The sequence below is a fragment of the Halogeometricum pallidum JCM 14848 genome, from assembly GCF_000337095.1.
In the GTDB taxonomy this organism is placed as follows: Archaea; Halobacteriota; Halobacteria; order Halobacteriales; family Haloferacaceae; genus Halogeometricum; species Halogeometricum pallidum.
Genome location: NZ_AOIV01000003.1, coordinates 56,233 through 81,100, shown reverse-complemented (window position 1 = coordinate 81,100; position 24,868 = coordinate 56,233). Strand labels below are relative to the sequence as shown.

The 24,868-nt window shown below is 67.8% G+C and carries 29 protein-coding genes; 19 read left to right on the top strand and 10 right to left on the bottom strand.

What is annotated here, in order from left to right:
• Nucleotides 1–15: 15 nt before the first annotated feature.
• Nucleotides 16–1,644: an SLC13 family permease gene (locus C474_RS01005; RefSeq protein WP_008383082.1), complete on the bottom strand. Its 1,629-nt coding sequence runs from the start codon at nt 1,642–1,644 to the stop codon at nt 16–18.
• A gap of 84 nt (nt 1,645–1,728) precedes the next feature.
• Complete coding sequence (locus C474_RS01000) at nt 1,729–1,974, bottom strand: hypothetical protein (RefSeq protein ID WP_008383081.1); 246 nt, start codon at nt 1,972–1,974, stop codon at nt 1,729–1,731.
• A 93-nt stretch (nt 1,975–2,067) separates the two neighbouring features.
• Here C474_RS01000 and C474_RS00995 point away from each other — a divergent pair, with 93 nt between their 5' ends.
• Nucleotides 2,068–2,253, top strand: a complete 186-nt coding sequence (locus C474_RS00995) for a hypothetical protein (protein WP_008383079.1) — start codon at nt 2,068–2,070, stop codon at nt 2,251–2,253.
• Here the strand turns inward: C474_RS00995 and C474_RS00990 are convergent.
• Nucleotides 2,250–5,030 carry an ATP-dependent helicase gene (locus C474_RS00990; RefSeq protein WP_008383077.1) on the bottom strand — a complete coding sequence of 927 codons (2,781 nt, stop codon included), beginning with the start codon at nt 5,028–5,030 and terminating at the stop codon, nt 2,250–2,252. The two genes, C474_RS00995 and C474_RS00990, sit on opposite strands and share 4 nt — an antisense overlap.
• Nucleotides 5,031–5,154: 124 nt before the next feature.
• Between C474_RS00990 and C474_RS00985 the strand changes: the two genes are divergently transcribed.
• Nucleotides 5,155–5,904, top strand: a complete 750-nt coding sequence (locus tag C474_RS00985) for an MBL fold metallo-hydrolase (RefSeq protein WP_008383076.1) — start codon at nt 5,155–5,157, stop codon at nt 5,902–5,904.
• A gap of 16 nt (nt 5,905–5,920) precedes the next feature.
• Here the strand turns inward: C474_RS00985 and C474_RS00980 are convergent, their stop codons facing one another.
• The 3 genes from C474_RS00980 to C474_RS21915 all read right to left on the bottom strand — a co-directional run bounded on the left by C474_RS00980 (nt 5,921) and on the right by C474_RS21915 (nt 8,579).
• On the bottom strand, nt 5,921–6,676 hold the full coding sequence (locus tag C474_RS00980) for an isopentenyl phosphate kinase (protein ID WP_008383075.1): 756 nt from the start codon (nt 6,674–6,676) through the stop codon (nt 5,921–5,923).
• The gene (gene mvk, locus C474_RS00975) at nt 6,673–7,689 is read right to left on the bottom strand and encodes a mevalonate kinase (protein ID WP_008383074.1); all 1,017 of its coding nucleotides are present in this window, start codon (nt 7,687–7,689) and stop codon (nt 6,673–6,675) included. The genes C474_RS00980 and mvk overlap by 4 nt, the downstream gene beginning before the upstream one ends.
• Before the next feature lie 116 nt (nt 7,690–7,805).
• A complete protein-coding gene (locus C474_RS21915; RefSeq protein WP_008383073.1) occupies nt 7,806–8,579 on the bottom strand; it encodes a hypothetical protein in 774 nt (257 codons plus the stop codon).
• A 192-nt stretch (nt 8,580–8,771) separates the two neighbouring features.
• Between C474_RS21915 and C474_RS00965 the strand changes: the two genes are divergently transcribed.
• From C474_RS00965 to rpl12p, 5 genes are all read left to right on the top strand, one after another.
• Nucleotides 8,772–9,836, top strand: a complete 1,065-nt coding sequence (locus tag C474_RS00965; protein WP_008383072.1) for a M20/M25/M40 family metallo-hydrolase — start codon at nt 8,772–8,774, stop codon at nt 9,834–9,836.
• Between the two features lie 107 nt (nt 9,837–9,943).
• A complete protein-coding gene (locus C474_RS00960) occupies nt 9,944–10,420 on the top strand; it encodes a 50S ribosomal protein L11 (RefSeq protein ID WP_008383071.1) in 477 nt (158 codons plus the stop codon).
• A 327-nt stretch (nt 10,421–10,747) separates the two neighbouring features.
• The gene (locus C474_RS00955) at nt 10,748–11,386 is read left to right on the top strand and encodes a 50S ribosomal protein L1 (protein ID WP_008383070.1); all 639 of its coding nucleotides are present in this window, start codon (nt 10,748–10,750) and stop codon (nt 11,384–11,386) included.
• Nucleotides 11,383–12,429 carry a 50S ribosomal protein L10 gene (locus C474_RS00950; RefSeq protein WP_008383069.1) on the top strand — a complete coding sequence of 349 codons (1,047 nt, stop codon included), beginning with the start codon at nt 11,383–11,385 and terminating at the stop codon, nt 12,427–12,429. The genes C474_RS00955 and C474_RS00950 overlap by 4 nt, the downstream gene beginning before the upstream one ends.
• Before the next feature lie 18 nt (nt 12,430–12,447).
• Complete coding sequence (gene rpl12p / locus C474_RS00945; RefSeq protein WP_008383068.1) at nt 12,448–12,789, top strand: 50S ribosomal protein P1; 342 nt, start codon at nt 12,448–12,450, stop codon at nt 12,787–12,789.
• Nucleotides 12,790–12,873: 84 nt separating this feature from the next.
• Here the strand turns inward: rpl12p and C474_RS00940 are convergent, their stop codons facing one another.
• Nucleotides 12,874–13,716: a helix-turn-helix transcriptional regulator gene (locus C474_RS00940; protein WP_008383067.1), complete on the bottom strand. Its 843-nt coding sequence runs from the start codon at nt 13,714–13,716 to the stop codon at nt 12,874–12,876.
• 130 nt (nt 13,717–13,846) lie between these two features.
• Nucleotides 13,847–14,242 carry a cupin domain-containing protein gene (locus tag C474_RS00935; RefSeq protein WP_049916634.1) on the bottom strand — a complete coding sequence of 132 codons (396 nt, stop codon included), beginning with the start codon at nt 14,240–14,242 and terminating at the stop codon, nt 13,847–13,849.
• 230 nt (nt 14,243–14,472) lie between these two features.
• Here C474_RS00935 and C474_RS00930 point away from each other — a divergent pair, with 230 nt between their 5' ends.
• From C474_RS00930 to C474_RS00920, 3 genes are read left to right on the top strand one after another with little or no spacing between them, the layout of a single operon-like run.
• Complete coding sequence (locus tag C474_RS00930; protein ID WP_008383065.1) at nt 14,473–15,774, top strand: tripartite tricarboxylate transporter permease; 1,302 nt, start codon at nt 14,473–14,475, stop codon at nt 15,772–15,774.
• Nucleotides 15,775–15,820: 46 nt separating this feature from the next.
• The gene (locus tag C474_RS00925; RefSeq protein WP_008383064.1) at nt 15,821–16,006 is read left to right on the top strand and encodes an HVO_2753 family zinc finger protein; all 186 of its coding nucleotides are present in this window, start codon (nt 15,821–15,823) and stop codon (nt 16,004–16,006) included.
• Nucleotides 16,007–16,008: 2 nt separating this feature from the next.
• Nucleotides 16,009–16,275, top strand: coding sequence for an elongation factor 1-beta (locus C474_RS00920; protein WP_008383063.1), 267 nt, complete (start codon nt 16,009–16,011; stop codon nt 16,273–16,275).
• Nucleotides 16,276–16,308: 33 nt separating this feature from the next.
• Here the strand turns inward: C474_RS00920 and C474_RS00915 are convergent, their stop codons facing one another.
• Both C474_RS00915 and C474_RS00910 read right to left on the bottom strand, forming a co-directional pair.
• Entirely contained in the window at nt 16,309–16,596 is a 288-nt protein-coding gene (locus C474_RS00915) for a hypothetical protein (RefSeq protein ID WP_008383062.1), read from the bottom strand.
• Between the two features lie 111 nt (nt 16,597–16,707).
• Nucleotides 16,708–17,871 (bottom strand): cystathionine gamma-synthase, encoded by a 1,164-nt coding sequence (locus C474_RS00910; RefSeq protein WP_008383061.1) that lies wholly within the window; start codon nt 17,869–17,871, stop codon nt 16,708–16,710.
• Nucleotides 17,872–18,057: 186 nt separating this feature from the next.
• Between C474_RS00910 and C474_RS00905 the strand changes: the two genes are divergently transcribed.
• From C474_RS00905 to C474_RS00865, 9 genes are all read left to right on the top strand, one after another.
• Complete coding sequence (locus C474_RS00905; RefSeq protein WP_008383060.1) at nt 18,058–18,348, top strand: 50S ribosomal protein L21e; 291 nt, start codon at nt 18,058–18,060, stop codon at nt 18,346–18,348.
• Nucleotides 18,349–18,358: 10 nt separating this feature from the next.
• Entirely contained in the window at nt 18,359–18,715 is a 357-nt protein-coding gene (locus tag C474_RS00900; RefSeq protein WP_008383058.1) for an RNA polymerase Rpb4 family protein, read from the top strand.
• A 120-nt stretch (nt 18,716–18,835) separates the two neighbouring features.
• The gene (locus C474_RS00895; RefSeq protein ID WP_008383056.1) at nt 18,836–19,471 is read left to right on the top strand and encodes a DUF655 domain-containing protein; all 636 of its coding nucleotides are present in this window, start codon (nt 18,836–18,838) and stop codon (nt 19,469–19,471) included.
• A gap of 46 nt (nt 19,472–19,517) precedes the next feature.
• Nucleotides 19,518–20,387 carry a 16S ribosomal RNA methyltransferase A gene (locus tag C474_RS00890; RefSeq protein ID WP_008383054.1) on the top strand — a complete coding sequence of 290 codons (870 nt, stop codon included), beginning with the start codon at nt 19,518–19,520 and terminating at the stop codon, nt 20,385–20,387.
• A complete protein-coding gene (locus C474_RS00885; RefSeq protein WP_008383052.1) occupies nt 20,388–21,620 on the top strand; it encodes a mechanosensitive ion channel family protein in 1,233 nt (410 codons plus the stop codon).
• Complete coding sequence (locus C474_RS00880) at nt 21,617–22,234, top strand: HemK2/MTQ2 family protein methyltransferase (protein WP_008383049.1); 618 nt, start codon at nt 21,617–21,619, stop codon at nt 22,232–22,234. The genes C474_RS00885 and C474_RS00880 overlap by 4 nt, the downstream gene beginning before the upstream one ends.
• A 49-nt stretch (nt 22,235–22,283) precedes the next feature.
• On the top strand, nt 22,284–23,291 hold the full coding sequence (locus C474_RS00875; RefSeq protein WP_008383048.1) for a methionine synthase ii (cobalamin-independent): 1,008 nt from the start codon (nt 22,284–22,286) through the stop codon (nt 23,289–23,291).
• On the top strand, nt 23,291–24,364 hold the full coding sequence (locus C474_RS00870; RefSeq protein WP_008383046.1) for a methionine synthase: 1,074 nt from the start codon (nt 23,291–23,293) through the stop codon (nt 24,362–24,364). The genes C474_RS00875 and C474_RS00870 overlap by 1 nt, the downstream gene beginning before the upstream one ends.
• Before the next feature lie 67 nt (nt 24,365–24,431).
• Nucleotides 24,432–24,854, top strand: a complete 423-nt coding sequence (locus tag C474_RS00865; RefSeq protein ID WP_008383044.1) for a dCTP deaminase/dUTPase family protein — start codon at nt 24,432–24,434, stop codon at nt 24,852–24,854.
• The last annotated feature ends 14 nt before the right edge of the window (nt 24,855–24,868 follow it).

Here is a 24,868-nt window from a genome sequence, read left to right as displayed (position 1 = left end):
CGATGCGCCGGTCGACTACCAGAGGACGAGGGGCCAGACGAACTGGAACATGAACCAGATGAGTCCCGTCAGCACGGCGGTCATCACGACGTTGAGGATGACGCCGGCGCGCATCATGTGCTCCTGTTCGATGTAGCCCGACCCGAACACGATGGCGTTCGGCGGCGTCGCCACCGGGAGCGCGAAGGCGAAACTCGCCGCCACCGCGCCGGAGACCGAGAGGAAGACGGCCGCCGACACCTCCGCGAGACCGAGCGTCGAGGCGAAGACGCTGCCGATACCGATGAGGATGGGGACGATGATGGTCGCCGTCGCGGTGTTGGAGGTCATCTCCGTGAGGAAGATGACGAGGAGGACGACGGTGGCGACGACGAGGACGATGGGCGCGCCGGTCAGCGAACTGAACACCGAGTTGGCTATCCAGTCGGTCGCGGCCGTCGCGGCGAGGGCGTCCGCGAGGGCGATACCGCCGCCGAACAGCAGGATGGTGCCCCAGTCGATGTCGACGAGTTCGTCCCACTCCATCGTGTCCGCGAGGACGAGTGCCGGAATCGCGGCGAGACCGACCATCACGTAGTAGAGGATTCCCTGGTGGCCCTCGACGCCGAACACCGTCGCGCCGTCGCCGCCGAATATCGTCGTCGCCCACGCGGCGGGGAGGTAGCCGCCCAGCAGGTCACCGAGGCCGCCGAGCACCCACAGTCCCGCCGTCGCGGTGAAGATGTACGCGACGCGCTTGCCGCGCGTGCTCAGCGCCCCCTCCTCTTCGAGGTAGCGCGCGGCCTCCTCGCGCGCCGATTCGACGTTGTCGATCTGCGGCGGGTAGATGTGATACGTGAGGATGTACCAGACCAGAGGGAGCGTGACGATGACGATGGGAATCCCGATGAGGAGCCACCGGGCGAAGCCGATTTCGTAGCCGAGAATCTGGTTGAGCTGCGCCGCGAGGATGGCGTTCGGCGGCGTGCCGATGAGCGTGCCGACGCCGCCGACGCTGGCGGCGTAGGCGGTTCCGAGCAGCATCGAAATCTGGATGTTCGTGAAGGAGTCGCCCTCCGCGGACGCGCCCATTCCCGCGCCGTCGGTGGCCATCTCGGAGTCGAAGTCGGCGTTCGGGTCGTCGTCGGCCGCGGCCACCTCGTCGCGCCCGAGCACCTGCGTGAGGACGCCGAGGGCGATGGGCGTCATCATCGCCGTCGTCGCCGTGTTCGACACCCACATCGAGAGGAACGCCGTGGCGAGCATCACCGCCGCGATGAGTCGCCGCGGCGACGACCCCATCTTCGACATGATCCACAGCGCGATTCGCCGGTCGATGCCGTACTTCTGCAGCGCGTTCGCCAGCATGAAGCCGGCGATGAACAGGAAGATGAGGTGGTCCGCGAAGCCGACCAGCGCCGTGTCGAGGTCGGGGTACACCCCGAACGCGGTGAGTACGAACGGTATCGACAGCGCCGTCACGGCCAACGGGAGCGCCCCGGTCACCCAGAGAAACCCGGCGAAGAACATCGTCGCCATCGCGTACTGTCCCTTCACCGACAGCCCCTCCGCCGAGGGGCCGAAGGCGATGAGTAAGGTTCCGACCACCGCGATGGCAAACAGTATCAGCCGCCCCTGCGTACGCGATCTACCGAGCTGTATCATTGATACACGTTCGATTACGAAACTCCACGATTAATACTTTCGGAGACGGGACGGGATAGTTATCGTATCACATCCCTTCTGTGACTAAAAGTGCTCCGCGAGCGCTTCGATCTGTTCGGCGTCGAGTTCGGAGGCGTACAGGTCGAGCAGTTCCTTTCGGCGGGACCGCGACAGCGCGCGCTCCCCCGATTCGAGCATCGACACGTGGGCTTGGAGGACGTCGTCGATTTCGCGTTCGACCGTTCGCTGGTCGTATCCGGCGGCGACGCGGAGCAGTCGCCACGCGCGCGGGGTGAGGTCCGCGACGTCGACGGACGAGGTGGCGGCCATCGAGTGACTCTCACGGTTGTTCCAACAAAATTTATACGGATATCGGACGCGCGTCGGAGCGTTCTTGCCCCCCGGTGACCAACCGACACCGGTATGACCTCGCTGCGAGAGCGGTTCGACGAGTCCGACGCGTTCAGGCGCGGCGTCCTCGGCGCCGTCTCCGGCGGCCTCGCCGGCGTGGTGCTCACGTTCCTCGGCGCGTCGACGCCCGGCGACTACCTCGTCGCCGCCTTCATCGGGTGCGTCACGTTCGTCGCCCTCTGGTTGCTGGTGAACTAAGGTCGGTCCTCGCCGGCGACCACCGCGTCCTCGTCGCCTATCTCGTCGAGCACGCGGGCGTGGAACTCCTGTAACACCTCGCTCTCGTCCTCCGCGAGCACCACGTCGCTGGCCGTGAGCGTGGCGAGGCCGAACGCGCGCGGCGTCGGGGAGTCCACCTCGCGGGCGACGACGTCGATTTCGCCCGCTCGAACGTCGCCCAGCACGTCCTTCACGGCGGCGACGTTCAGCTTGTCCTCCAGAATCTCCCGGTAGGTCTCCTCCATCACGGCGAAGGAGTCGAGGCCCTGCGCGAACGACAGCAGCATTTCGGAAGAGACCTGCTGTTGGGCCGCGGTCTTCTCGTACCCCTTGTACCGCTTCAGTATCATCAGAGAGCGCGCGGCGTTGATGCGGAAGTACCGCTTCAGCAGGTCGGTGCCGTCGACGGCCGCGCGCAGGTCCGCGTCCACGTCCTCCGGGTCGATGTCGCGGAGGACGGCCTCCACGTCCACCTTCCGGTTCAGCGGCATGGAGACGGTGAAGCCGTTGTCCGCGACGGCCACCTGCACGTTCGCGCTCGACCGCTGGGCGCAGCGATAGGCGACGAGGCGCGAGAGGCCGTCGTTGAACCGCCGCCCGTAGTTCGAGTGGACGTAGAAGTGCCGGCGGTAGGCCGCGCGGTCCAACTGCACCTCCACGACGAGTCGGTCGTCGGTGGCGACGCTCTCGGCGCCGGCGTAACGCACCTGCTCGTCGAACATCCGGGTGACCGCCCGGACGCTGTTTTCGTCCATCGGGAACTCCCGGAGCCACGTCCGTACGCCGGGCGCGCCGCCCGCCTCCAGTCGGTCGAGCAGGTCCCCCTGGAACGCCGCTATCTCGCGGCCGAGGTCGTAGGAGAGCGGCAGGCGCTCGGAGAACCACGACGGCACCGTCGGGCGGTCGCTCGTCCGGTCGACGTGCACCTTCGACCCGCGCCGGTAGCGGTAGGCGAAGCGGTCGCCGCCGAGGACGAACACGTCGCCCTCCTCTAAGGTGTCGAGGTAGTTCTCGTCCAGTTGTCCGACCCACTCGTCGCCCTGCCGCGTCACCACGTCGCAGGTAAAGGAGTCGGGGATGGTGCCGATGTTCGTCATGTAGATGACGCGCGCCATCCGCCCGCGCTTGCCGAGGAGGTGCTCGCCCACCTCGTACTCGGGGTAGTGGTGCTCGCCGTCGGGCGCGTCGTTCGTGTCGCGCCACACCTTCGCGTAGACGTTCTTGTCCTCTAACCCCTCGTAGTCGGCCGTCAGATAGGCCAACAGCCGCTCCCACTCGGCGTCCGAGAAGTTGCGGTAGGGGTACGCCCGCCGGAGCGTCGCCAGCACGTCCTCCTCGCGCCGCACCGCGTTGATGGCCATGCCGTAGACGTGCTGTGCGGCCACGTCCTGGGCGTTCTCGGGGACGAACACCCGGTCGACGAACCCCTCCTCGGCCTTCTTCAGCATCACCGCGCACTCGACCAACTCGTCCCTGTCGAGAGCTATCACCCTCCCTTCGACGGTCTGGCCGAGTCGGTGGCCCGCGCGCCCGACTCGTTGGAGGAGCGACGCGACGGACTTCGGCGACCCTACCTGCACCACGAGGTCGATGTGCGGCATGTCGATACCCAGTTCGAGGCTCGTGGACGTGGTCACCACGTCCAACTCGCCCGCCTTCAACCGCGACTCTATCTCCCCCCTGCGCTCCTTCGAGAGGCTCCCGTGGTGACACCCCGAGTTCGTCTCGTCGTAGCCGTCGTACTCCTCTCGCAGGTTGTGCAGGACGCGTTCGGCGCCCGACCGGGTGTTCGTGAACACCAGCGTGTTCGTGTGCGACCGCACGAGTTCGTCCAGTCGGTCGTAGAACCCCTCCTGTACGACGCCCCGCGGCGTGTCGATGAGGTCGTCCGTCGGGCACTCCAACCGCACGTCGAAGTCGCGGACGAACCGCGTGTCGACTATCTCGTAGTCGCGCGCCTCGCCGTCGTCGTCGCGCCCCACCAGAAACTCCGCCATCGTCGACAGCGGTTCGACCGTCGCCGAACAGCCGATTCTCGTGGGGGCGGACGGACAGAGGTCCTCCAGTCGTTCGAGCGACACCGACAGGTGCGTCCCGCGCTTGTTCTCCGCGAGGCTGTGAATCTCGTCGACGACGACGTACTCGACGGTCCGGAGCTTCTCTTTGAACTTCGGCGAGTTGAGCAGAATCGCCAGCGTCTCCGGCGTCGTGTTGAGGATGTGCGGCGTCGTCTCCAGCATCTTCTGGCGCTCCGAACTCTCGGTGTCGCCGTGCCGGATGGCGTGCCGGACCCGCACCTCCTCGCCGCGTTCGGCCATCCGTTCGGTGATGCCTTCGAGCGGTTCGGTGAGGTTCCGGTGGATGTCGTTGGCCAGCGACTTCAGCGGCGAGACGTACAGACAGTAGACGGAGTTCTCCAACCCCTCCTCGCGCTCTCGGTCCCTCCGGAAGAGGTCGTTGAGGATGGCCGTAAAGGAGGCGAGCGTCTTGCCGGACCCCGTGGGCGCGCAGACGAGGGCGTTCTCCCCCTCGTCGATGAGGGGGATACCCTCCCGCTGGGGCGGCGTGAAGAAGCCGCCGTTGCCGCCGACGTAGCGTCCGAACTGGTCGACCCACCACTCCCTGACCGCCGGTTCCAGTCGCGCCAGCACGTCCTCGTCGGCCAGCGGTACGGTTTCGGGGTCGAACTCGAACGAGTCTTCCTCGGCCGTCCGCGAGGCCGTCTCGCGGAGGAGGCGTCGGCCACCGCCACTCATTGCTCTCTGTCGGGGGCGCGCCTGTAAGTGGGTTGCGTCCGCGCGCGCGACTCGGGGACGAGTGCGACCCGCCGCCGACGGCGGACTCCGCCAGCTTATATCCGTGCCGCCGCGTACGACGACTATGCGCGTCACCTTTCTCGGTACCGGAAGCGCGATGCCCGCCCACGACCGGGCGCAGACGGGCCTCCTCGTGGAGTCCGGCGACCGCTCGCTCTTGGTCGACTGCGGCAGCGGCGTCCTCTCACGTCTCGCAGGCACCGAGACGGGCTACGAGGGCGTCGGCACCGTCCTGCTCACCCACCATCACCTCGACCACGTCTCGGACCTCCTCCCCCTGTTGAAGGCGCGGTGGCTGGCGGGGGAGACGCACCTCGAAGTCGTCGGCCCGGTGGGCACGAAACGACACCTCGACGACCTCCTCGACGTGTACGAGTACATGCAGAACCGGGTCGACCTGCAGATCAGAGAGGTCCCCGCCGGGTCGTTCGACGTCGGGGGGTTCGCGGTGGAGGCGATGGAGGTGCGCCACTCCGTGGACTGTCTCGCCTACCGGTTCGCGGGCGACGGCGACAACGACGGCGACTTCGTGTTCTCCGGCGACTCGGAGGCGTTCGAGGGACTCGCCAACTTCGCGGACGGCGCGGCCGTCCTCGCGCACGACTGCTCGTTCCCCGAGGACGTGGACGTATCGGGCCACCCGACGCCCTCGAAGTTGGGCGCCGCCCTCTCCGGCCGCGACATCGGCCGCGTCTATCTGACGCATCTGTATCCCCACACCGAGGGGCGACACGAGGAGATGTTGGAGTCGATCGCGAGAGGGTACGACGGCGACGTGCGCTTCGCGCGCGACGGCCTCCGAATCGATATCTGACCGGCCAGTTCGGCGCTCAACCGCGAATTACGGTCCCCGCGTCCTCCCCGGCGAGGAAGGCCGCGAGGGCGTCGGGACCGAAGACGCGCGCCGGCGCGCCGAGTTCGAGCAGGGCGCGCACTTTCGCGGCCATCCCGCCGGTCACGTCGGTCGCGTCGCTGCCGCCCAACACGTCGCGGACGTCCTCGAACGCCGTTATCTCGGGAATCACCGCCCCGTCGTCGTCGAGGACGCCCGGAACCGTCGAACACAGTCCCACGCGGTCGGCGTCGAGGCCGCGCGCGAGCGTCGTCACGAGTTCGTCGCCGCTCAGCACCGTCGCGCCCGCGCCGGCGTGCGCGACCATATCGGCCTGCACGACCGGGACGAACCCCTCCTCCAGCATGGTCGCCGCCGGGTCGAGGGGAAGCGAGAGGCGGGCCGCCGAGTCCCGCGTCGCCGCCGAGAGCGGGTGGACCGGGAGGGCGTCGACGCCCGCCCCGTGAAGCCGCGTCACCACGGCGTCGTTCAGCCGGCGCATCGCGTCGTGGACGGCGAAGGCCGCCTCGGCGTCGCGCGTGCCGTCGGCGTCGCTGACGCCGTGCTTCGCGGCGTGGTGGTGGCCGAAGCTCCCGCCGCCGTGGACGAGGACGAGGCGCGGGGCGTCGTCCGCGTCCAACGCCTCGGCCACCGCCCCGACGGCGCCGTCGAGGGCGTCGCCGTCGACGGTCTCGGGGGCTGACTTGTCGGTGAGGACGCTCCCGCCGAGTTTGAGGACGGTGGTGGTCGTCATTCCTCCTCCACCCGGACCCCGCCGCGCGCGAGTTCGGCGCGGAACGCGTCCTCGCACTCCGGCGTGAACCGGAGGGCCGTCTCCGTCTCCTCGGTTCGGTCGAGGGCGACGACGCAACCGCCGCCGCCCGCGCCGGTGAGTTTCGCGCCGTGCGCGCCCGCCTCGCGGGCCGACCAGACCATGTTGTCCAAAGAGCGCGAGGAGACGCCGAGCGCCTCCAAGAGGCCGTGGTCGAAGTTCATCAGGCGGCCGAGTTCGGCGAGCACCGACTCGGGCGGGTCGTCCGTCGGGTCGGCCTCCGCGAGGACCGCCTCGCCGCGGCGGACCAAGTCGCCGATGCTCCCGACGGTGTCGGCGGCGAAACCGTACTCTTCGCGGAGCGACCGGACGCCGGCGACGAGTTCCCCAGTGTCGCCCGCGCCGCCGTCGAAGCCGACGACGAACGGGAGGTTCGGCGCGTCGATGCGCCGGCAGTCGTCGCCCTCCACGCGGACGGCGCCGCCGACGGCGCAGCAGAACGTGTCCGCGCGGGAAGCGTGTCCGTCCTGCACGTCGTACTCCGCGCGGTAGGCGCGTTCGGCGACCGCTTCGGGGTCCAGCGGCGTGCCGAGTTCGCGCGTCGCGGCATCGATGCCGGCGACGACGACGGCCGCCGAGGAACCGAGTCCGGCGCCGAGGGGGATGTCGCTCTCGACGGTGACGTCGAATCCGGCGCTCGGCGCGTCGGCCGCGTCTCGGGCCTGTTCGACGGCCGCGGCGACGTAGGCGATGCCGGCCTCGACGAGTCCCTGCGCGACGTTCACGTCGGGTCTGTCGTCGCCCTCGCCGCCGTACTCGACGGTGAAGCCGTCGAGGCTCAGGTCGGGCGCGGTGACGCGGACCCGGTCGTCCTCGCGGGCGTCGACGGAGACGGTCGCTCGGCGCTCGACGGCGCAGGGCACCGCCGGTTCGCCGTAGACGACTGCGTGCTCCCCGAACAGGTACACCTTCCCGGGGGCGCTCGAAACGGTCATGTCCCAGGATTCCCCGGACGGCGCTTAAGGTTGTCCGACCGTCGGCACTCGATAAGTGGATGGAAAAGAAAGGCGGGTCGAGTCGCGGAGTCGAGCGGTCGTCGAAACGGCGCGGCTTACTGTTCGTCGTCGTGTTCGTCGTCCTCGTCGAGGACGGCGTCGTGGTCGTCGTCGTCGCCCGCGTCGGTCTCCTCGTCGTCGACGATGCTCGTCGCCGCCTCGTCGTTGTCGTCCGTGTTGAGAGCGGCGTCGTGGCTCTCGTCGTCGGTGTCCGAGAGGTCGTCGAGTTCGTCGAATTCGTCGTCGCCGCTCATCAGCTTCTTCGCGACGAGCAGGGCGCCCAGGAGGACGAGCGCCACGAGGATGCCGCTCTTGCTCCGACCCGACGATTCGGCGTCGGCGTCGACGTCGTGGCTCTCTTCGTCGGCGTCGTCGTCGAGGACGGCGTCCTCCGCCTCTTCGACCGCTTCGTCGGTGTCGGTCACGTCGCCGACGGAGATGTCGGTGAGGTCGTCGAGTTCGGCCAACTCGTCGATGTCGTCGCCGCTCATCAGCTTCTTCGCGACGGCGAAACCGGCCAGGAGGAGGAGACCGATGATGGTGCTCCCCTTCCCGCGCCCCGACGACCCGGTGTCGTCGTCGGTCTCGATGTCCTCGAGTTCGTCGTCGACGGAGACGTCGGTGTCGTCCTCGTCGTCGCCGACGGAGTCCTCGGCGTCACCGTCGGTGACGCTGATAGACTGGAACAGGCCGCCCCCGTCCTCGTCGCCTTCGTCGGTCTCGGTGGCCTCTTCGGCCAGTTTCTTGACGAACCCCGGCGCCGAGTTCGACGCGCTGAAGTTAGGCTCGTGCAGATTTATCTCGAAAAGCGTGAACGATTTGTCTCCCATAGCACTCTCAATACGCCGACGAGCGGAATAATCGTTGTGCCCGTTGCCCGGAATAAAACGGGTGACGGAACGTCAGAAAAGGGAGAGGATGTCGGGGTCCAGAGGAGCGCGTTCCGACGACGGTGCCGTCGGAACTCGGACGACGGCACCGGTATCGGTGCTTTGAGGTGCGAACTGGCCCTCGCCTCCCCCATGGACGAGCAGCGACGGACGTTTCTGACCGACCTGCTGAGCGCGCCGAGTCCCTCCGGATTCGAGACGGCGGGTCAGCGGGTGTGGGTGTCGTACGTCGAGGAGTTCGCCGACGAGGTGCGCATCGACGCCTACGGCAACGCGGTGGCGGTTCACGAGGGGGCCGACGACGCGGCCGAAATCGCGTTCACGGGGCACGCCGATGAGATCGGCTACATCGTCCGCGACGTGACCGACGACGGCTTCCTCCGCATCGAAGCCATCGGCGGCGCGGACCGCACCGTCTCGAAGGGTCAGCACGTCACCGTCTACGCCGGGGACGAGGAGGTGCCGGGCGTCGTCGGTCAGACGGCCATCCACCTGCGGGAGACCGGGGACGAGGAACACGAGGACCTGACCGAGCAGTTCGTCGACGTGGGCGCGACGAGCGAGGAGGAGGCGCGCGAACTCGTCGAAGTGGGCGACCCCCTCACCGTTCGGACGCGAATCCGGGACCTACACGGCACCCGAATGGCCGCCCGCGGGATGGACAACCGCGTCGGGACGTGGGCCGCGGCCGAGGCGCTTCGTCGGGCCGTCAAGGCGGACGTGGACGCGACGGTGTACGCCGTCAGCACGGTGCAGGAGGAACTCGGCGTGCAGGGCGCGAAGATGGTCAGCTACGACCTGAACCCCGACGCCGCCGTCGCCATCGACGTGACGCACGCGACGGACAACCCCGACGTGTCGGGCAAGCGCCGCGGCCCCGTCGAACTCGGCGGGGGGCCGGTCGTCACGCGCGGGAGCACGAACCACCCCGCCGTCGTCGAACTCGCTCGCGACGCCGCTGACGAGGCCGCGGTGGACGTGCAGTTGCAGGCGGCGGGTATCCGGACCGGAACCGACGCCGACGCGTTCTACACCTCCAGAAGCGGCATCCCCTCGCTGAACGTGGGAATTCCGAACCGCTACATGCACACGCCGGTGGAAGTCGTCGACACCGAGGACTTAGACGGCGTGGCGACGCTGCTCGGGGCGATGGCCGAACGCGCCGCTGACGCCGCGCCGTTCGCCGTCGATATCTGACCCGCCGAGCGCGAATCCGGACGCGACAGCCGTCCGCGTGGCCCTCCCTCGCACGGGCGTTGACGCGAAAGAAAACCGTTAAAAGTCGCGGCGGGGTGATTTGGGGTATGGCTGGAACTATCGAAGTGCTCGTTCCCGGCGGGGAGGCCAACCCCGGTCCGCCGCTCGGACCGGAACTCGGCCCGACGCCGGTGAACGTGCAGGACGTCGTGCAGGAGATAAACGATCAGACCGCCGCGTTCGACGGCATGGAAGTGCCCGTGACGGTCGAGTACGACGACGACGGCTCGTTCTCCATCTCGGTCGGCGTCCCGCCGACGGCCGAACTCATCAAGGACGAGGCCGGGTTCGAGACCGGTTCCGGCGAACCCCAGGAGAACTTCGTCGCGGACCTGAGCTTCGACCAGGTGAAGAAAATCGCCGAGCAGAAGTCCTCGGACCTGCTCGCGTACGACACGAAGAACGCCGCCAAAGAGGTCGTCGGAACCTGCACCTCCCTCGGCGTCACCATCGAGGGGAACAACCCCCGCGAGTTCAAACAGCGCATCGACGACGGCGAGTACGACGACGAACTCACCGCGTAGACCGACTCGCCGACCGCTCCGGGGACGGCGTTCCCTTCTTCGACTTCGCGTCAACTCCCTCCGTGGGAGCCGCGCGTCCGTCGGACGCGTTCGGTAGGTGGGTCATCATCATCTCCGCCTCGTCCGGAGGCGTCAGTTCGAGGGCGGACGCCCGTCAGCGTTTGTGTGTCGGTGGCACGGAAACGCCGCGTAGCGGGCGGATACCGTATTTCTCCGGAAATCCCTTCGACGGACTTAAGGGCGCCATTCCCATTTGCTCCGACGAGGCAGGCAGACGCCTGTTTCACTGACCCGTAGGAGCAATCCTGCGTACTACGGAGGTGAATAATGGCAGATACGATAGTTGACGCAGTCTCTCGCGCACTTGACGAGGCACCGCAGCGGAATTTCCGCGAAACGGTCGACCTCGCTATCAACCTGCGCGACCTTGACCTAAACGACCCGTCGAAGCGTGTCGACGAGAGCATCGTGCTCCCGGCCGGCACCGGACAGGAGACGCAAATTGTCGTCTTCGCGACCGGCGAGACCGCGCTCCAAGCAGAGGAGGTTGCCGACCGAGTGATGGACGGTAACGACCTCGAAGACCTTGGAGACGACTCGGACGCCGCGAAGGACCTCGCCGACGAAACGGACTTCTTCGTCGCCGAGGCCGACATGATGCAAGATATCGGCCGCTACCTCGGGACCGTCCTCGGTCCTCGTGGTAAGATGCCGACGCCGCTCCAACCGGACGACGACGTGGTCGAAGTTGTGAATCGGATGAAGAACACGGTCCAACTCCGCAGTCGTGACCGCCGGACGTTCCACACCCGCGTGGGTGCCGAGGACATGTCCACCGACGAAATCGCGGAGAACATCGACGTCATCGTGCGTCGCCTCGAAGCGACGCTCGAGAAGGGCCCCCTCAACATCGACGGGGTCTACGTGAAGACGACGATGGGCCCATCGGTGGAGGTCGAAGCATGAGCGAGAGCGAAAGCGTCCGCAAGACAGAGACCATCCCCGAGTGGAAGCGCATCGAAGTCGACGAACTCGTCGACTTCCTCGAAAACTACGAGTCCGTCGGCGTCGTCAGCGTCACCGGCATCCCGAGCCGCCAACTGCAGAGCATGCGCCGGGAGCTTCACGGGAGCGCCGCGCTCCGCATGAGCCGCAACACGCTCCTGACGCGCGCGCTGGAGGACGTGAACGACGGCCTCGAACAGCTGACCGAGTTCGTCTACGGACAGGTGGCGCTCGTGGGGACGAACGACAACCCGTTCGGCCTCTACAAGGAGCTCGAAGCCTCGAAGACCCCCGCGCCCATCAACGCGGGCGAGGTCGCCCCGAACGACATCGTCATCCCCGAGGGTGACACCGGCGTCGACCCCGGTCCGTTCGTCGGCGAACTCCAGCAGGTGGGGGCCTCGGCCCGCATCATGGACGGCTCCATCAAGGTCACCGAGGACTCCCACGTGCTCGACGAGGGCGAGGTCGTCTCCGAGGAACTCGCCAACGTCCTCGCGGAACTCGGCATCGAGCCGAAAGAGGTCGGTCTCGACCTCCGCGGCGTCTACTCCGAGGGCGTCCTGTTCGAGCCCGACGAACTCGCCATCGACGTGGACGAGTACCGCACGGACATCCAGTCCGCCGCGGCGGGCGCCCGCAACCTCTCGATCAACGCGGGCTACCCGACGGCGCAGACCGCGCCCACCATGCTGGCGAAAGCCGCCGGCGAGGCGAAGGCCCTCGGCCTGTTCGCCGCCATCGAGGACCCCGAACTCGTTCCGGACCTCATCGCCAAGGCCGACGCGCAGCTCCGCACGCTCGCGGCGCAGATCGACGACGAGGAGGCCCTCCCCGAGGAGCTCCGCGGCGTCGAGACGCCCGAGCCTGCGGCCGAGTCCGCCGACGAGGCGGACGAGGACGAATCGACTGACGAAGACACGGAAACCGAGGCCGACGACACCGACGACACCGACGACGACGATGACGACGGTGCCGACGGACTCGGCGCGATGTTCGGATAATCAACGAGGAACACAACAATGGAATACGTTTACGCAGCTCTCATCCTGAACGAATCGGGCGAAGAGATCAACGAAGACAACGTCACCGCGGTGCTCGACGCCGCCGGTGTGGACGTCGAGGAATCCCGCGTCAAGGCGCTCGTCGCCGCGCTGGAGGACGTCGACATCGAGGAGGCCGTCGACACGGCCGCCGCCGCTCCCGCGCCCGCCGCGGGCGGTAGCGCCGGTGGCGACGTCGAGACGTCCGACGACGACGACAGCGACGACGACGAGGGTGGCGACGAAGACGCCGCCGCCGACGAGGACGACGAGGAAGAAGACGAGTCCTCCGGCGAGGGCCTCGGCGAACTCTTCGGCTAACGCCGAAGCTCGCACGTCCGTCCGGACGTCGCACCTCGAATCGTCAGTACATCCCGCATTTTTCTGGACCCCGCCGCGCAGTGGCTACCGCGGCTCGACACGAAGTGGCGACTCCCGCCGAGAGCCGTCGGTGAGGAGCTCTCGAACCTCGAACGGCCGCGCCTCCCGTCGGTGCCGCTCGTAGACGGCGTCCGCCCACTCGCGGGCTTCGGGGGACTTCGTATCGATCACGGCTTCGAGCTGCGCGGTCTCGGGGTCGTGGCCGCAGATGCCGACGCAGTCGTCCATGATGTTGAGTCCGCATCGGTCGCTATCCGGGAGGCCGTCGTGGAGGAAGACGGTGCAGTTGTCGCGTTCGAGCGCTCGGGCGGTCAGGTCGGGGTTCCAGTCTACGATCGCTCGGAGGACGGGAAGCGAGTAGATGTACTCCATCTCCATCCCCTCCAGCACGCGTCGACAGAACACTTCGAGGTTACCCGATTTGTATATCGTCGTTCCGAGTCCGCGGATGGAGTCGGTCGATTCGAGCAGGTGACTGACCCGTTCGACGGGCGTGTACGGATAGCTCGGCCCGGGATACGAGACCACGAGGTCGTCGAAGCTCTCGACGTCGAACCCCTCCATCTCCCTCGGGAGCCACCGCCAGACCTCGCGGAGCGTCTCGCACGTCTCCATCCCCGACCGCAACTCGACGAACCGCTCGGTCACGAACTCGCCCAGCGGCGTGAGTTCGTAGCGCGGCCCGTCGCGCGCGATCCAAGAACGGTCCTCGAGGTCGCGGAGGACGCGCCCGACGGTTGGGTCGGACGCGCCGGTTGCCTCGCGCAGGTCCCGCCGGTCGCGTCGTTCTTCGGCGAGAGCTTCCAGCGCTGGGACGCGGTGTTCCGATCGCGCCAGAAACTCGATCGCTTGCATCGCGTCTCCCATGCTAGCACTATTCATACTACGGATAAAACGTTTCAGTCGGGTCGGAGGGTGACCGAACCTGCGCGCGCCGTCGCCGTCCGGTCCTCCTCCATCGGTGTCGTTCTCGATTCGGTTCGGTCGTGCGGGGTCGTCACTCGGCGCTCTCACCTACTTTCGCCCGTATGTGGTCGATGACCGCCGAATGTTCCGTCTGCGGACTGAACATCACGATCTCCGAGTCCTCGTGCGCACGGACGGTGTGCCCCGGCGGCCAGTAGAACAGTTCACCGGTCCGAGTCACCTCGCTGCTCCCGTCGGAGTAGCCGACGCCGAGGGTTCCCGCGACGACGTACCCCCAGTGCGGACACTGACAGTGGTCGTCTTCGAGACCTTTCAACAGCGGTGTGATGTCCGTCTCGGCGGCGAACGTGAAGTACTCGCCGCTGAGTTCTCCGTACTCGCTCGCGTCACCGAAGCCCGTCTGCTGACGAGCGACAGCGTCTGGCGTGTCGACTCTGACCGGTATGTCGCGCTTGTCTTGCCTCATCTCGTTCACCTTCCGCCGAGAGGCCGACCGCGTCGCGACGGGTCCTCCGCCCCGGCGGTCCGCCGCGGTCGCCCCTCGACGCGTTGACCGACGGCGCCGGAGAAAGTGTAGTTATCCTGTGAATATTTTCACCGGGTGAACGACGTTCCGTGCCGTCGCGAGGTGCGCGGTGCGGATACGGCTTCGTCCCGCCGCACGTTTATATACGAGAGCGCGGCCAGCACGCGCAGATGGCCGCACCGCTCCCGTCCGCCGACGCCGCCCTCGTGACCCTCGGGTTCGTCGCAGGCGGTATCTGCCTCGGCACCGCGAGCGGCCTCGTCCCCGGACTGCACGTCAACGCCCTCGCCCTCCTCCTGGCGGCCGCCGCGCCGACGCTGCCCGCGCCGCCGGCGGCGGTGGGCGCGGCCGTCCTCGCGGCGGGCGTCGTCCACACCTTCCTCGACGTCGTCCCCGCCCTCGTCCTCGGCGTCCCGGACGCGGCGACGGCGGCCGGGTCGCTGCCGGGCCATCGGCTCGTTCTCGCCGGACGGGGCCGCGAGGCGCTCCGGCTCTCGGCCGTCGGGAGCGCCGCCGCCGTCGCCGTCGCGGTGCCGTTGTCGCTCCCCCTGTCGGCGCTCGTCGCCGCCGGCCGCGAGGAACTGGACGCGGCGCTCCCCGTCCTCCTCGCCGTCGTCGTCTGCCTCCTCGTCGCGGCCGAACCGACGTGGCGCAAGCGACTGGCCGGCGCGGGATGCTTCGGTCTCGCGGCGGCGCTCGGTTTGCTCGTTCTCGACGCGGGGACGACGGGCGCGCTCGTGCCGGAGGCGGCGGCGTCGATGCTCGCGCCGCTGTTCGCCGGCCTGTTTGGGGCGCCGGTGCTCGTGGACGCGCTCTCCGGCCGCGGGGCGATACCGCCGCAGGTCGGGCGGGGAGTCGCCCTCTCTCCCCGAGCGACGCTCCGCGCCGCGCTCTCGGGCGTCGGCGGCGGGGCGCTGGTCGGCTACCTGCCCGGCGTCTCCGCGGGCGTGGCGACGGTGTTGGCGCTCGGCGGCGTCGGCGGGGAGTCGGGAGGCGGGGCGACGGGAACGGACCCGAGTGGCGAACGAGCGCGAACCGACCGCGCGTACGTCGTGGCGACCAGCGGCGCGGACACCGCGACGGCCGTCTTCGCGGCGGCCGCGCTGGTCGTCCTCGGCGACGAACGCAGCGGCGTCGCCGTCGCCCTCTCGGCCGTCGCCGGCGGCGGGTCGCCGTTCGGGTCCGTCTCGGCGCTCGCCGTCGTCGTCCTCGCGGCGGGGGTCGGAACGGCACTCGTCCCCCTCGTCGGCGACCGCTACCTCGCGCTGGTCCGTCGACTCCCGCATCGGCCGCTCTCGCTCGCCGTCCTCCTCCTGCTGTGGGTGCTGGCGGCCGCGTTCGCCGGCTTGCTCGGGGCGTGCGCGTTCGCCGTCGCGGCGCTGGTCGGCCTCGCACCGCCCCGTCTCGGTATCCGACGCGTCCATCTCATGGGAGTGTTGATAGCACCCGTCGCGCTCGGATCGCTCGGATAGCTCGGAAAAGACAACCGTTAAAAGTCGCCGACGGGTTGGTAATCGTATGAGCCAGTCCGACTCCGAGCAGCGACACGCCAGACAGTGCGTGTCCTGCGGCATCAACATCTCCGGCATGAGCGCCGCGACGTTCAGCTGTCCGGAGTGCGGTACCGAGATTTCGCGCTGCGCGAAGTGCCGAAAGCAGAGCAACCTCTACGAGTGTCCCGACTGCGGCTTCATGGGTCCGTAACGATGGGGAAGGTAGCTGCCAAGATGAAGGTCATGCCGAACAGCCCCGAGATGGACCTCGACGAGCTTCAAGAGCGTCTCGAAGAGTCCCTCCCCGAGGGCGCGAAGATAAACGGCTTCGAGCGCGACGACGTGGCGTTCGGCCTCGTCGCGCTTCTCCCGACGGTCATCGTCCCCGACGACGCCGGCGGCACCGAGGCCGTCGAAGAAGCGTTCACGGGCGTCGAGGGCGTCGAGAGCGTCTCCGTCGAGAACGTCGGCCGCATCTGAGGCGTCAATCCGCGGCCGTTCTGACCCTATTTTTCAGTCGCTCAGTTCCACGGCCAGCAGGCCGGCCACCGGCGAGAGGGCGAATCCCAGCCCGAGGGCGACGAACAGGGGCAGGAGCGTGCTCGCTCCGAGGGCCCACGTGACGGCGACGCCGACGACGGCGCCGAGGAAGATGGCGGCTGACAGACCCGTCCCGAACCGTTCGCCGAGGTGGCTCGGCACCCCGTCGGACCGCGGCGACTCGACGGGTTCGACGTCGTACTGCGTCGCCTGTTCGTCGGCGGTACGTCTGCTGTTCCCCGCGGTGACTCCTTGAACCATGTTCGGAGAGACGCTCGATAAGAGCGTAGCGTTTTCTCTCGTTCTCGTCGGCTGGGAACTCCGATGCGCCGAAGTCGTCGCAGTTGAGGAGAGAGCGGGCGACGGAGCCGCTCAGAACGCGGCGTCGAACGCCGAGTCGAGGTCCGCCTTCAGGTCGTCGACGTGTTCGATGCCGACGGAGACGCGGACGAGGCCGTCGGCGAGGCCGGCCGCGACGCGTTCCTCCCGCGGGATGGCCGCGTGCGTCATCGCCGCCGGCTGCTCGATGAGGCTCTCGACGCCGCCGAGACTCTCCGCGAGCGTGAACACCTCCGTCTCGGAGACGACGGTGGAGGCCTGACTCAGCGACCCGTCCACCTCGAAGGAGAGCATCCCGCCGAAGTCGTCCATCTGCTCGGCCGCGAGTTCGTGTTGCGGGTGCGACTCCAGACCGGGGTAGTACACCCTGTCGACGCGCTCGTGACCTTCGAGCCACGAGGCGAGTTCGTGGGCGTTCTCGCAGTGGCGGTCCATACGGACCGAGAGCGTCTTCGTCCCCCTGAGGACGAGAAAGCAGTCGAACGGCGACGGCGTCGCGCCGACGGAGTTCTGGTAGAAGCCGAGTTCCTCGTCGAGGTCCGCGTCGTCGGTGACGAGGGCGCCGCCGACCACGTCCGAGTGGCCGCCGAGGTACTTCGTCAGCGAGTGGCTCACGATATCGGCGCCGAAGTCGAGCGGTCGCTGGAGGTAGGGCGTGGCGAACGTGTTGTCGACGGCGCAGAGCGCGTCGTACTCGTGGGCGAGGTCCGCGAGGGCGCCGATGTCGTTGACGCGCATCAGCGGGTTCGTCGGCGTCTCGACCCACAGCAGGGCCGTCTCCTCGCGCATCGCGTCGGCGACGGCGTCGTGGTCGGTGGTGTCGACGAAGTCGAACGAGAGGTCGAACTTCTCGTACACCTGCGTGAAGATTCGGTGGGTGCCGCCGTACACGTCGTCGCCGGTGACGACGTGGTCGCCCGCTTCGAGGAGGTTCAAGACGGTGTTGATAGAGCCCATCCCCGAGGAGAACGCGCGGCCGTGCGCCCCGCCCTCCAGGGAGGCGAGGTTCGATTCGAGGTCCGTCCTGGTGGGGTTGCCCGTCCGCGAGTACTCGTAACCGCGGTGGTCGCCCGGTCCGTCCTGTTCGTACGTCGAGTTGGCGTAGATGGGCGTCATCAGCGCGCCCGTCTCCTCGTCGGGGTCCTGCCCGGCGTGAATCGCGCGCGTCTCGATGCGTTGGTCGTCGCTGTCGTCCATGTCGAGTCCCTCTCGGGCGACGGGCGTGACTCTTCCCCTTCGCCCCCCGTGCTTTCTGTGCGTCCGGCTGCCCGGTGCGGTCACTCGGTCCCCGTGCCGCCCGCACGTCGCCCCGTGAGCCCTCCGCACGGCCCGGACAGGAACGTGCGTTTTATAACTTCGTCACCAGTAGACTGCTGCACGACTATGCCGAGTTCAAACGGTCCGCTTCACGGGACGCGAGGAAAGCTCTCGAACAACCCCCGCGAGCGAGGAACCTCCCCGCCGCAGCGCGCGATTCAGGAGTACGACGACGGCCAGAAGGTCCACCTGAAGATAGACCCCAGCGTGCGCAAGGGTCGCTTCCACCCGCGCTTCAACGGCCACACGGGCGAAGTGGTCGGCAAGCAGGGCCGCGCGTTCAAAGTCGAGATCAACGACGGCGGCAAGGACAAGATACTCGTCGTCCGCCCCGCCCACCTGCGCGCCCAGCAGTAATCCACTCGCGATGACCATCTTCAAAGAGAAGGTACACGAGGAGTACCAGACCACGAGCGAGGTCAAAGACCTCCTCGAAGAGGTCGAGGCCGAACGCGCCGCGGACGAGGAGCGCGAACTCCGCTACGAACTCGCCCGCGCCATCGAACACGTCAACCGCTTCGCCGTCCTCGACGCAGAGGAGTCGCGCGAACTCGTCGAGGGACTCCTCGAACTGGAGAAGGTGGACGAGAAGACCGCGTTCAAAATCGCGGACCTCCTGCCCCAGAGCCGGGACGAACTCCGCGCCGTCTACGCCCAAGAGCGGTACGCCCTGAGCGGCGACGAACTCGACGACGTGTTGAACGTCGTCGCGAAGTACGTCTGACTTCGAGGCGACCGATCGGTTCCTTTTCGGACGACGGCTTCCGGGGGCGGGCGACGCCGTTCGTCGCCCGTCCGCCGAAACGGCCAACCGTTTAAATACGCCCTCGGCGTATCGGATGACATGACGAGCGCTGAGAGCGGAGACGCCGACCCCGATTCGCCGGTCGACGAGACCGAGAGCGGCGCCGACGCGACCGAGGAGGAGGTCCAGTACGCCGTCGTCCTCGACCACCTCCCCCACGGGCGGCCGGACGACGACCGCCCCCGGTACAAGAAATCGCCGCTGGCGTACGCCCTCGGAGAGCGGAACTTCCGCCTCTTCGAGCTTCGACTGACCGACGACTCCGATACGTCCATCGGCGACAGGGTGGTGTTGTTCCCCGCAGAGAAGCGCGAGGCGGTCGAAGAACTCCGCGAGGTAGAGTACGACGACCTCTCGAACACGGCCTACTCGGAGTTGGAGTACGTCGTCGAGGACCTGGTCACCGAGAACGAGCGTCGCTTCGTCGACTTCTACAACGACGCCCAGCCCATCACGCTCCGCCTCCACCAGTTGAACCTCCTGCCGGGTATCGGCAAGAAACTGCGGAACAACATCCTCGACGAACGGAAGCGCGGCCCGTTCGAGAGCTTCGAGGACGTCGAAGAGCGGGTCTCCGGACTCCACCACGCCGACGACGTGTTAGTCGAACGCGTCATGGAGGAACTGCGCGACGACGACCTGAAGTACAAGGCGTTCGTCGGCCGCGACGACTGAAATCCGAGCCGAGACGTTTACACCCGCGCGGACGAAACCTCGGCCGATGACCGAGCCGCAGCCGGACACGCCCGAGGCCGCGGCGCGCGCGCCGCGCGACCCGGACCGACTCATCGAACGCGCGGGCCTGCGCGGCGACCCCAACCAGGACCAGCACTTTCTCGTCGACGACCGCGTCTTAGCGCGCATCCCCGAGTACCTACCCGAGGACGCCGACACCTCGCACGTGCTCGAAGTCGGCGGCGGGACGGGCGCGCTGACCGACCGCCTGCTTCGTATCGCCGACCGCGTCACCGTGGTCGAACGCGACTCCCGCCTCGCCGCCTTCCTCCGCGAGGAGTTCGCTGCGGAGGTCGAAAACGGGCGGCTGACCGTCCTCGAGGGCGACGCACTGGAACTCGACCTCCCCGAGTTCACCGCCTGCGTCTCGAATCTCCCCTACGGCATCTCCTCGGAGATAACCTTCCGATTGCTCCCGCGGGGCGTCCCCCTCGTCTTGATGTTCCAAAAGGAGTTCGGCGAGCGGATGGCCGCCGAGTCGGGGACGAGCGAGTACGGCCGCCTGTCGGTGAGCGCCCAGCACTACGGCGACGTGGAGGTGGTCGAGACGGTGCCCAAGGGGGCGTTCTCGCCCGCGCCGGCCGTCGAGAGCGTCGTCGTCCGCGTGACGCCGCGCGACCCCGACTACGAGGTCGACGACGAGTCGTTCTTCCTCGACTTCGTGAAGGCGCTTTTCACCCAGCGGCGGAAGACTATCCGCAACGGCATCCGCAACACGGCGCACATCTCCGGGCTGTCGGACCCGGAGGCCGTCGTCGACGCCGCCGACGAGGCGACGCTCCGGAAGCGCGCGGGGAAGATGTCTCCGAGCGAGTTCGCCGCGCTGGCGACGCTCGCCGACGAACACGGCCGATAGATGAGCGCGGTGCCCCTCCTCGCCCCGTTGCAGAACGGCGTCTCCCCGCTGGACGAACTCGCCTCGCTCGTGCCGTCGTTCGCGGGCCGGGTGGCGGTCACCGGAGTCATCATCTTCCTCGTGACGGCGCTGCTGGCGCGCGGGGACCGGGTCCACGACTCCGACCCCGAACACGTCCCGGCGGCGCTGTGGAGCCTGCTCGTGACGCTGACGACGATGTCGGTGACCATCGGGGCCGCCGCCGCCATCGTCGGCATCTGGGGGCAGGCGACGCAGGTCGCCGAGGTGTTCGAAGGGTACGACTTCGGCTATCGGTCGTTCGTCAACCTCGGTCTCTCGATTCTCATCCTCGTCGGCGCGTACACGATGACGAGCCTCGTCCGCCGCCTCGTCGACGAGGTGACGGAGGCCCGGCCCGCGGTGAGCCAGCACCAACGCGAGATAGCCTACCGCATCGCGCAGGTGTTCCTCTACGTCGTCGGCGTCTCGATGGTGCTGGCCCTCTGGAACGTCGACCTCGGCGGCATCCTCGTCGGCGCGGGCTTCCTCGGCATCGTCGTCGGGATGGCCGCCAGACAGACGCTCGGGGCGCTGTTGGCCGGGTTCGTCCTGATGTTCTCCCGCCCGTTCGAGATAGGAGACTGGGTGGAGGTCGGCGACCACGAGGGCATCGTCACGGACATCACTATCGTCAACACGCGCATCCAGACGTTCGACGGCGAGTACGTGATGGTGCCGAACGACGTGGTCTCCTCCGAGAGCCTCGTCAACCGCAGTCGGAAGGGACGCCTCCGAATCGAGGTCGACGTGGGCGCCGACTACGACGCGGACCCGAAACGGGCGGCCGACGTGGCGCTCGAAGCCGTCGAGCGGTTGGACGAACCGCTGGGCGTTCCGACGCCGCAGGTGGTGCTCAAGCGGTTCGCCGACTCGGCCGTCGTGCTCGGCGTCCGCGTCTGGATCGACCGCCCCAGCGCGCGCCGCAAGTGGCGGACGCAGACGGCGGTCATCTCCGCGATAAAGGAGGAGTTCGAATCGGAGGGTATCAAGATACCGTACCCGCAACGCGAACTCATGTCCAGACCGGAGGAGAACGGGTTCGTCCTCTCGGGCGACGGCCGGGGGGCCGCCCCGCGAGAACCGAACCCCTCGACGGCGTCGACCGACGGCGGGGACGGACGCGAGGAGAACGACGCGGCCGACGGCGACTCTTCGGACGGTGAGGGCTCGTGACGGGCCGGGACCTCGCCGAGCGTCGGGGGATGGAGACGGACGTCTACCAACCGGCGGAGGACTCCGCGCTCCTCGCGGAGGCCGTCGTCGACCGGGCGAGTGGTCGGTTTCTCGAAGTCGGCACCGGTTCGGGGTGGGTCGCCGAACGGGCGGCCCGCGAGGCGGACGTCGAGAGGGTCGTCGCCAGCGACGTGAACCCGCACGCCTGCGAGAGTGCCCGCGAACGCGGCGAGCGGTCGGAAGCGGAGGGCAACCTCGGCATCGAGGCGGTGCGGGGAAGCCTCGTCGACCCCTTCCGCACGGACGCCTTCGACACGGTGGCGTTCAACCCGCCCTATCTGCCGACCGACCCCGACAACGAGTGGGACGACTGGATGGAACAGGCGCTCTCGGGCGGCGAAACCGGCCGGAAACTCCTGAATCCGTTCATCGACGACGTGGGGCGCGTCCTCGCCGGCGGCGGGCGCGTCCTCCTCCTCGTCAGTTCGCTCACCGGCTACGACGAAGTCGTCGCGCGCGTCGAGTTGCGCGGGTTCGACCACGAGACGGTGGTCCAGGAGTCCTACCCGTTCGAGGTGCTCTCCATCCTCGAACTGGCCCATAATCAGCAGTAATAGAACGCATCAGCAAATATTAAGCGTCGGCATTTCGTAGCCGTGCGTGATGACCGAACTGGTAGCGACCTCGCCCGGGCTGTTTCCTCTCCCGGACTGGGCGAAGTCGGACCTCTCAGACCTCAAAGGGCACCAGAAGGACGACCTCATCTCCGGCGACGAGTCGGGCGCTATCGGTAGCGTCTACGAGGAGGCGCGCGAGGAAGTCGTCTCGGACCAACTCGACGCGGGCCTCGACCGGGTGGTCGAGGGGCAACTCCGCTGGGACGACATGCTCGCGCACCCGCTGACCGTCCACGACAACGTCGAGACGGGCGGCATCGTCCGCTACTACGACAACAACAACTTCTACCGCGACCCCCGCGTCGTCGGCGAACTCGACTTCTCCGGCGACGTGGCCGCGGAACTGGAGGCGGCGGCCGACCTCGCGGGCGAGACGCCCCTACAGGCCGTCCTCCCCGGCCCGTACTCGCTGGCCGAACTCGCGAGCGACGAGCACTACGGCGACGAGGCGGAGTTCCTCTCGGCCGTCGGCGACTTCCTCGCCGGCGAGGTGGAGGCGTTCCCCGAACACGAGACGCTGTTCCTCCTCGACCCCTCGCTCGTGACCGACGCGCCGGACGAGGACCTCGCGGAACTCGTCCCCGAGACCATCGACGCCGTCGCGGGCGCGACGGACGCCGACGTGGTCGTCCACACCTACTGGGGCGCCATCGACGAGAAGACGTACGCGCACCTGATGGACGCCGACGTGGAGGCCATCGGCTTCGACTTCGTCGCCGGCGGCCGGGAGGAGACGCTGTACAACCTCAACGAGTACGGCGCGAAAGACGACGTGGCCCTCGGCCTCGCCGACGGCCAGAACACCTTGGTCGAAGAGCCAGAGACCGTCCGCGAACGCGTCGACTGGGTGAACGGCCAGATTCAGGCCTCGGAGTTCGACACCGCCTACGTGACGACCAACACCGAACCGTTCTACCTGCCCGTGAACAAGCACAAGGAGAAACTCGAGGCGTTGGCTGCGGCCGCCGACCTCGAATCGGAGGTGGAGGCGTAATGTCCCGGAACGCCGAGAACCGCGAGCAGTTCCGCCCGAACGGACTGGAGACCGACCACTTCCTCCTGACCACCGTCGTCGGGAGTTACCCGAAGCCGAAGTGGCTCAACCGCTCGAAGGAACTCGCCGAGGACGACGAGTCGAAGTTCGACGGCGACGACCTGGAGGAGGCGTACGACGACGCCGCCCGCGTCATCACGCACGAACACGAGAACGCCGGCCTCGACACCATCGTCGACGGCGAGATGCGCCGCGAGGAGATGGTCGAGTACTTCGCCCACCGCATCCCCGGCTACGAGTTCAACGGTCCGGTCAAGGTGTGGGGGCACAACTACTTCAACAAGCCCTCCGTCGCCAGCGAAGTCGAGTACGACGAACCCTGGTTGGTTGATGAGTTCGAGTTCACCTCCGACGTCGCCGAACGGCCCGTGAAGGTTCCCATCACGGGACCGTACACGCTCGCCCGCTGGTCGTTCAACGAGGCCTACGACACGGAGGCGGACCTCGCGTACGACCTCGCGGACCTCGTCAATCAGGAGGTCGAGAAGTTGGTCGAGGCGGGCGCGAAGTACGTCCAGATAGACGAACCCGCCCTCGCCACGACGCCGGACGACCACGCCATCGTCGGCGAGTGTCTCGAACGCATCGTCGACGGCATCCCCGAGGACGTGCGCATCGGTCTGCACGTCTGCTACGGCGACTACTCGCGCATCTACCCCGAGATAAACGAGTTCCCCATCGACGAGTTCGACGTGGAACTCTGCAACGGCGGCTACGAGCAGATAGACGTGTTCACCGACCCCGAGTTCGAACCGGACCTCGCGCTCGGCGTCGTCGACGTCCACACCGCCGAAGTCGAGTCCGTCGAGGAGATAAAGGAGAACATCCTGGAGGGACTCAAGGTCGTTCCGCCGGAGCGACTCACCGTCTCCCCGGACTGCGGCGTGAAACTCCTGCCCCGAGAGGTCGCCTACCAGAAGATGGAGAACATGGTGACGGCCGCCCGCGAAATCGAGGCCGAACTCGACGCCGGCGAGATAGACGTCACCGCGCCGACGCCGAAGGCGGACTGAATCGCGGAACCGCGGAGTCGCGAGGACCGCCCGGACCTTTTTCGGCGATTGCGACTCAACACCCGCCATGAGCGATTCGCTCGCCGACCGACTCGACGGCATCGTCCACGCGGACACGCAGGTCGCAGAGCGCGGCGTCGACCTCACCGTCGCGGAGATTCGCTCCGTCGACGAACCCGGCCGCATCGACTTCGGCGGCGGCGAACTGACCGACGCCGCCTCCTCGCCCGTAGAGACGGAGAAACGGAACTCCGAGGACGACTACGGCTGGTGGAACTTAGAGGAAGGGACGTACCTCCTCTCGTACAACGAGACGCTGACCGAGGGCGACCCCCTCGTCCTCCAACCGCGGACCGAACTGCGCGAACGCGGCGGCTCGCACCCGACGCTGTTCACCGACTCGGTAGGGACCGTGCCGCTGTCGGTGCCGACCGGCGGCCTCCGACTGAAGGAGAACGCGCGCGTGTCGACGCTGCTCGAACCGCCGTAGCCGCCGCACCGCGT

What these genes read in the sequence shown, in the direction of transcription:
- C474_RS01005 (WP_008383082.1), bottom strand. Translation starts at nt 1,644, where the DNA reads ATGATACAGCTCGGTAGATCGCGTACGCAGGGGCGGCTGATACTGTTT.
- C474_RS01000 (WP_008383081.1), bottom strand. Translation starts at nt 1,974, where the DNA reads ATGGCCGCCACCTCGTCCGTCGACGTCGCGGACCTCACCCCGCGCGCG.
- C474_RS00995 (WP_008383079.1), top strand. Translation starts at nt 2,068, where the DNA reads ATGACCTCGCTGCGAGAGCGGTTCGACGAGTCCGACGCGTTCAGGCGC.
- C474_RS00990 (WP_008383077.1), bottom strand. Translation starts at nt 5,030, where the DNA reads ATGAGTGGCGGTGGCCGACGCCTCCTCCGCGAGACGGCCTCGCGGACG.
- C474_RS00985 (WP_008383076.1), top strand. Translation starts at nt 5,155, where the DNA reads ATGCGCGTCACCTTTCTCGGTACCGGAAGCGCGATGCCCGCCCACGAC.
- C474_RS00980 (WP_008383075.1), bottom strand. Translation starts at nt 6,676, where the DNA reads ATGACGACCACCACCGTCCTCAAACTCGGCGGGAGCGTCCTCACCGAC.
- mvk (WP_008383074.1), bottom strand. Translation starts at nt 7,689, where the DNA reads ATGACCGTTTCGAGCGCCCCCGGGAAGGTGTACCTGTTCGGGGAGCAC.
- C474_RS21915 (WP_008383073.1), bottom strand. Translation starts at nt 8,579, where the DNA reads ATGGGAGACAAATCGTTCACGCTTTTCGAGATAAATCTGCACGAGCCT.
- C474_RS00965 (WP_008383072.1), top strand. Translation starts at nt 8,772, where the DNA reads ATGGACGAGCAGCGACGGACGTTTCTGACCGACCTGCTGAGCGCGCCG.
- C474_RS00960 (WP_008383071.1), top strand. Translation starts at nt 9,944, where the DNA reads ATGGCTGGAACTATCGAAGTGCTCGTTCCCGGCGGGGAGGCCAACCCC.
- C474_RS00955 (WP_008383070.1), top strand. Translation starts at nt 10,748, where the DNA reads ATGGCAGATACGATAGTTGACGCAGTCTCTCGCGCACTTGACGAGGCA.
- C474_RS00950 (WP_008383069.1), top strand. Translation starts at nt 11,383, where the DNA reads ATGAGCGAGAGCGAAAGCGTCCGCAAGACAGAGACCATCCCCGAGTGG.
- rpl12p (WP_008383068.1), top strand. Translation starts at nt 12,448, where the DNA reads ATGGAATACGTTTACGCAGCTCTCATCCTGAACGAATCGGGCGAAGAG.
- C474_RS00940 (WP_008383067.1), bottom strand. Translation starts at nt 13,716, where the DNA reads ATGGGAGACGCGATGCAAGCGATCGAGTTTCTGGCGCGATCGGAACAC.
- C474_RS00935 (WP_049916634.1), bottom strand. Translation starts at nt 14,242, where the DNA reads ATGAGGCAAGACAAGCGCGACATACCGGTCAGAGTCGACACGCCAGAC.
- C474_RS00930 (WP_008383065.1), top strand. Translation starts at nt 14,473, where the DNA reads ATGGCCGCACCGCTCCCGTCCGCCGACGCCGCCCTCGTGACCCTCGGG.
- C474_RS00925 (WP_008383064.1), top strand. Translation starts at nt 15,821, where the DNA reads ATGAGCCAGTCCGACTCCGAGCAGCGACACGCCAGACAGTGCGTGTCC.
- C474_RS00920 (WP_008383063.1), top strand. Translation starts at nt 16,009, where the DNA reads ATGGGGAAGGTAGCTGCCAAGATGAAGGTCATGCCGAACAGCCCCGAG.
- C474_RS00915 (WP_008383062.1), bottom strand. Translation starts at nt 16,596, where the DNA reads ATGGTTCAAGGAGTCACCGCGGGGAACAGCAGACGTACCGCCGACGAA.
- C474_RS00910 (WP_008383061.1), bottom strand. Translation starts at nt 17,871, where the DNA reads ATGGACGACAGCGACGACCAACGCATCGAGACGCGCGCGATTCACGCC.
- C474_RS00905 (WP_008383060.1), top strand. Translation starts at nt 18,058, where the DNA reads ATGCCGAGTTCAAACGGTCCGCTTCACGGGACGCGAGGAAAGCTCTCG.
- C474_RS00900 (WP_008383058.1), top strand. Translation starts at nt 18,359, where the DNA reads ATGACCATCTTCAAAGAGAAGGTACACGAGGAGTACCAGACCACGAGC.
- C474_RS00895 (WP_008383056.1), top strand. Translation starts at nt 18,836, where the DNA reads ATGACGAGCGCTGAGAGCGGAGACGCCGACCCCGATTCGCCGGTCGAC.
- C474_RS00890 (WP_008383054.1), top strand. Translation starts at nt 19,518, where the DNA reads ATGACCGAGCCGCAGCCGGACACGCCCGAGGCCGCGGCGCGCGCGCCG.
- C474_RS00885 (WP_008383052.1), top strand. Translation starts at nt 20,388, where the DNA reads ATGAGCGCGGTGCCCCTCCTCGCCCCGTTGCAGAACGGCGTCTCCCCG.
- C474_RS00875 (WP_008383048.1), top strand. Translation starts at nt 22,284, where the DNA reads ATGACCGAACTGGTAGCGACCTCGCCCGGGCTGTTTCCTCTCCCGGAC.
- C474_RS00870 (WP_008383046.1), top strand. Translation starts at nt 23,291, where the DNA reads ATGTCCCGGAACGCCGAGAACCGCGAGCAGTTCCGCCCGAACGGACTG.
- C474_RS00865 (WP_008383044.1), top strand. Translation starts at nt 24,432, where the DNA reads ATGAGCGATTCGCTCGCCGACCGACTCGACGGCATCGTCCACGCGGAC.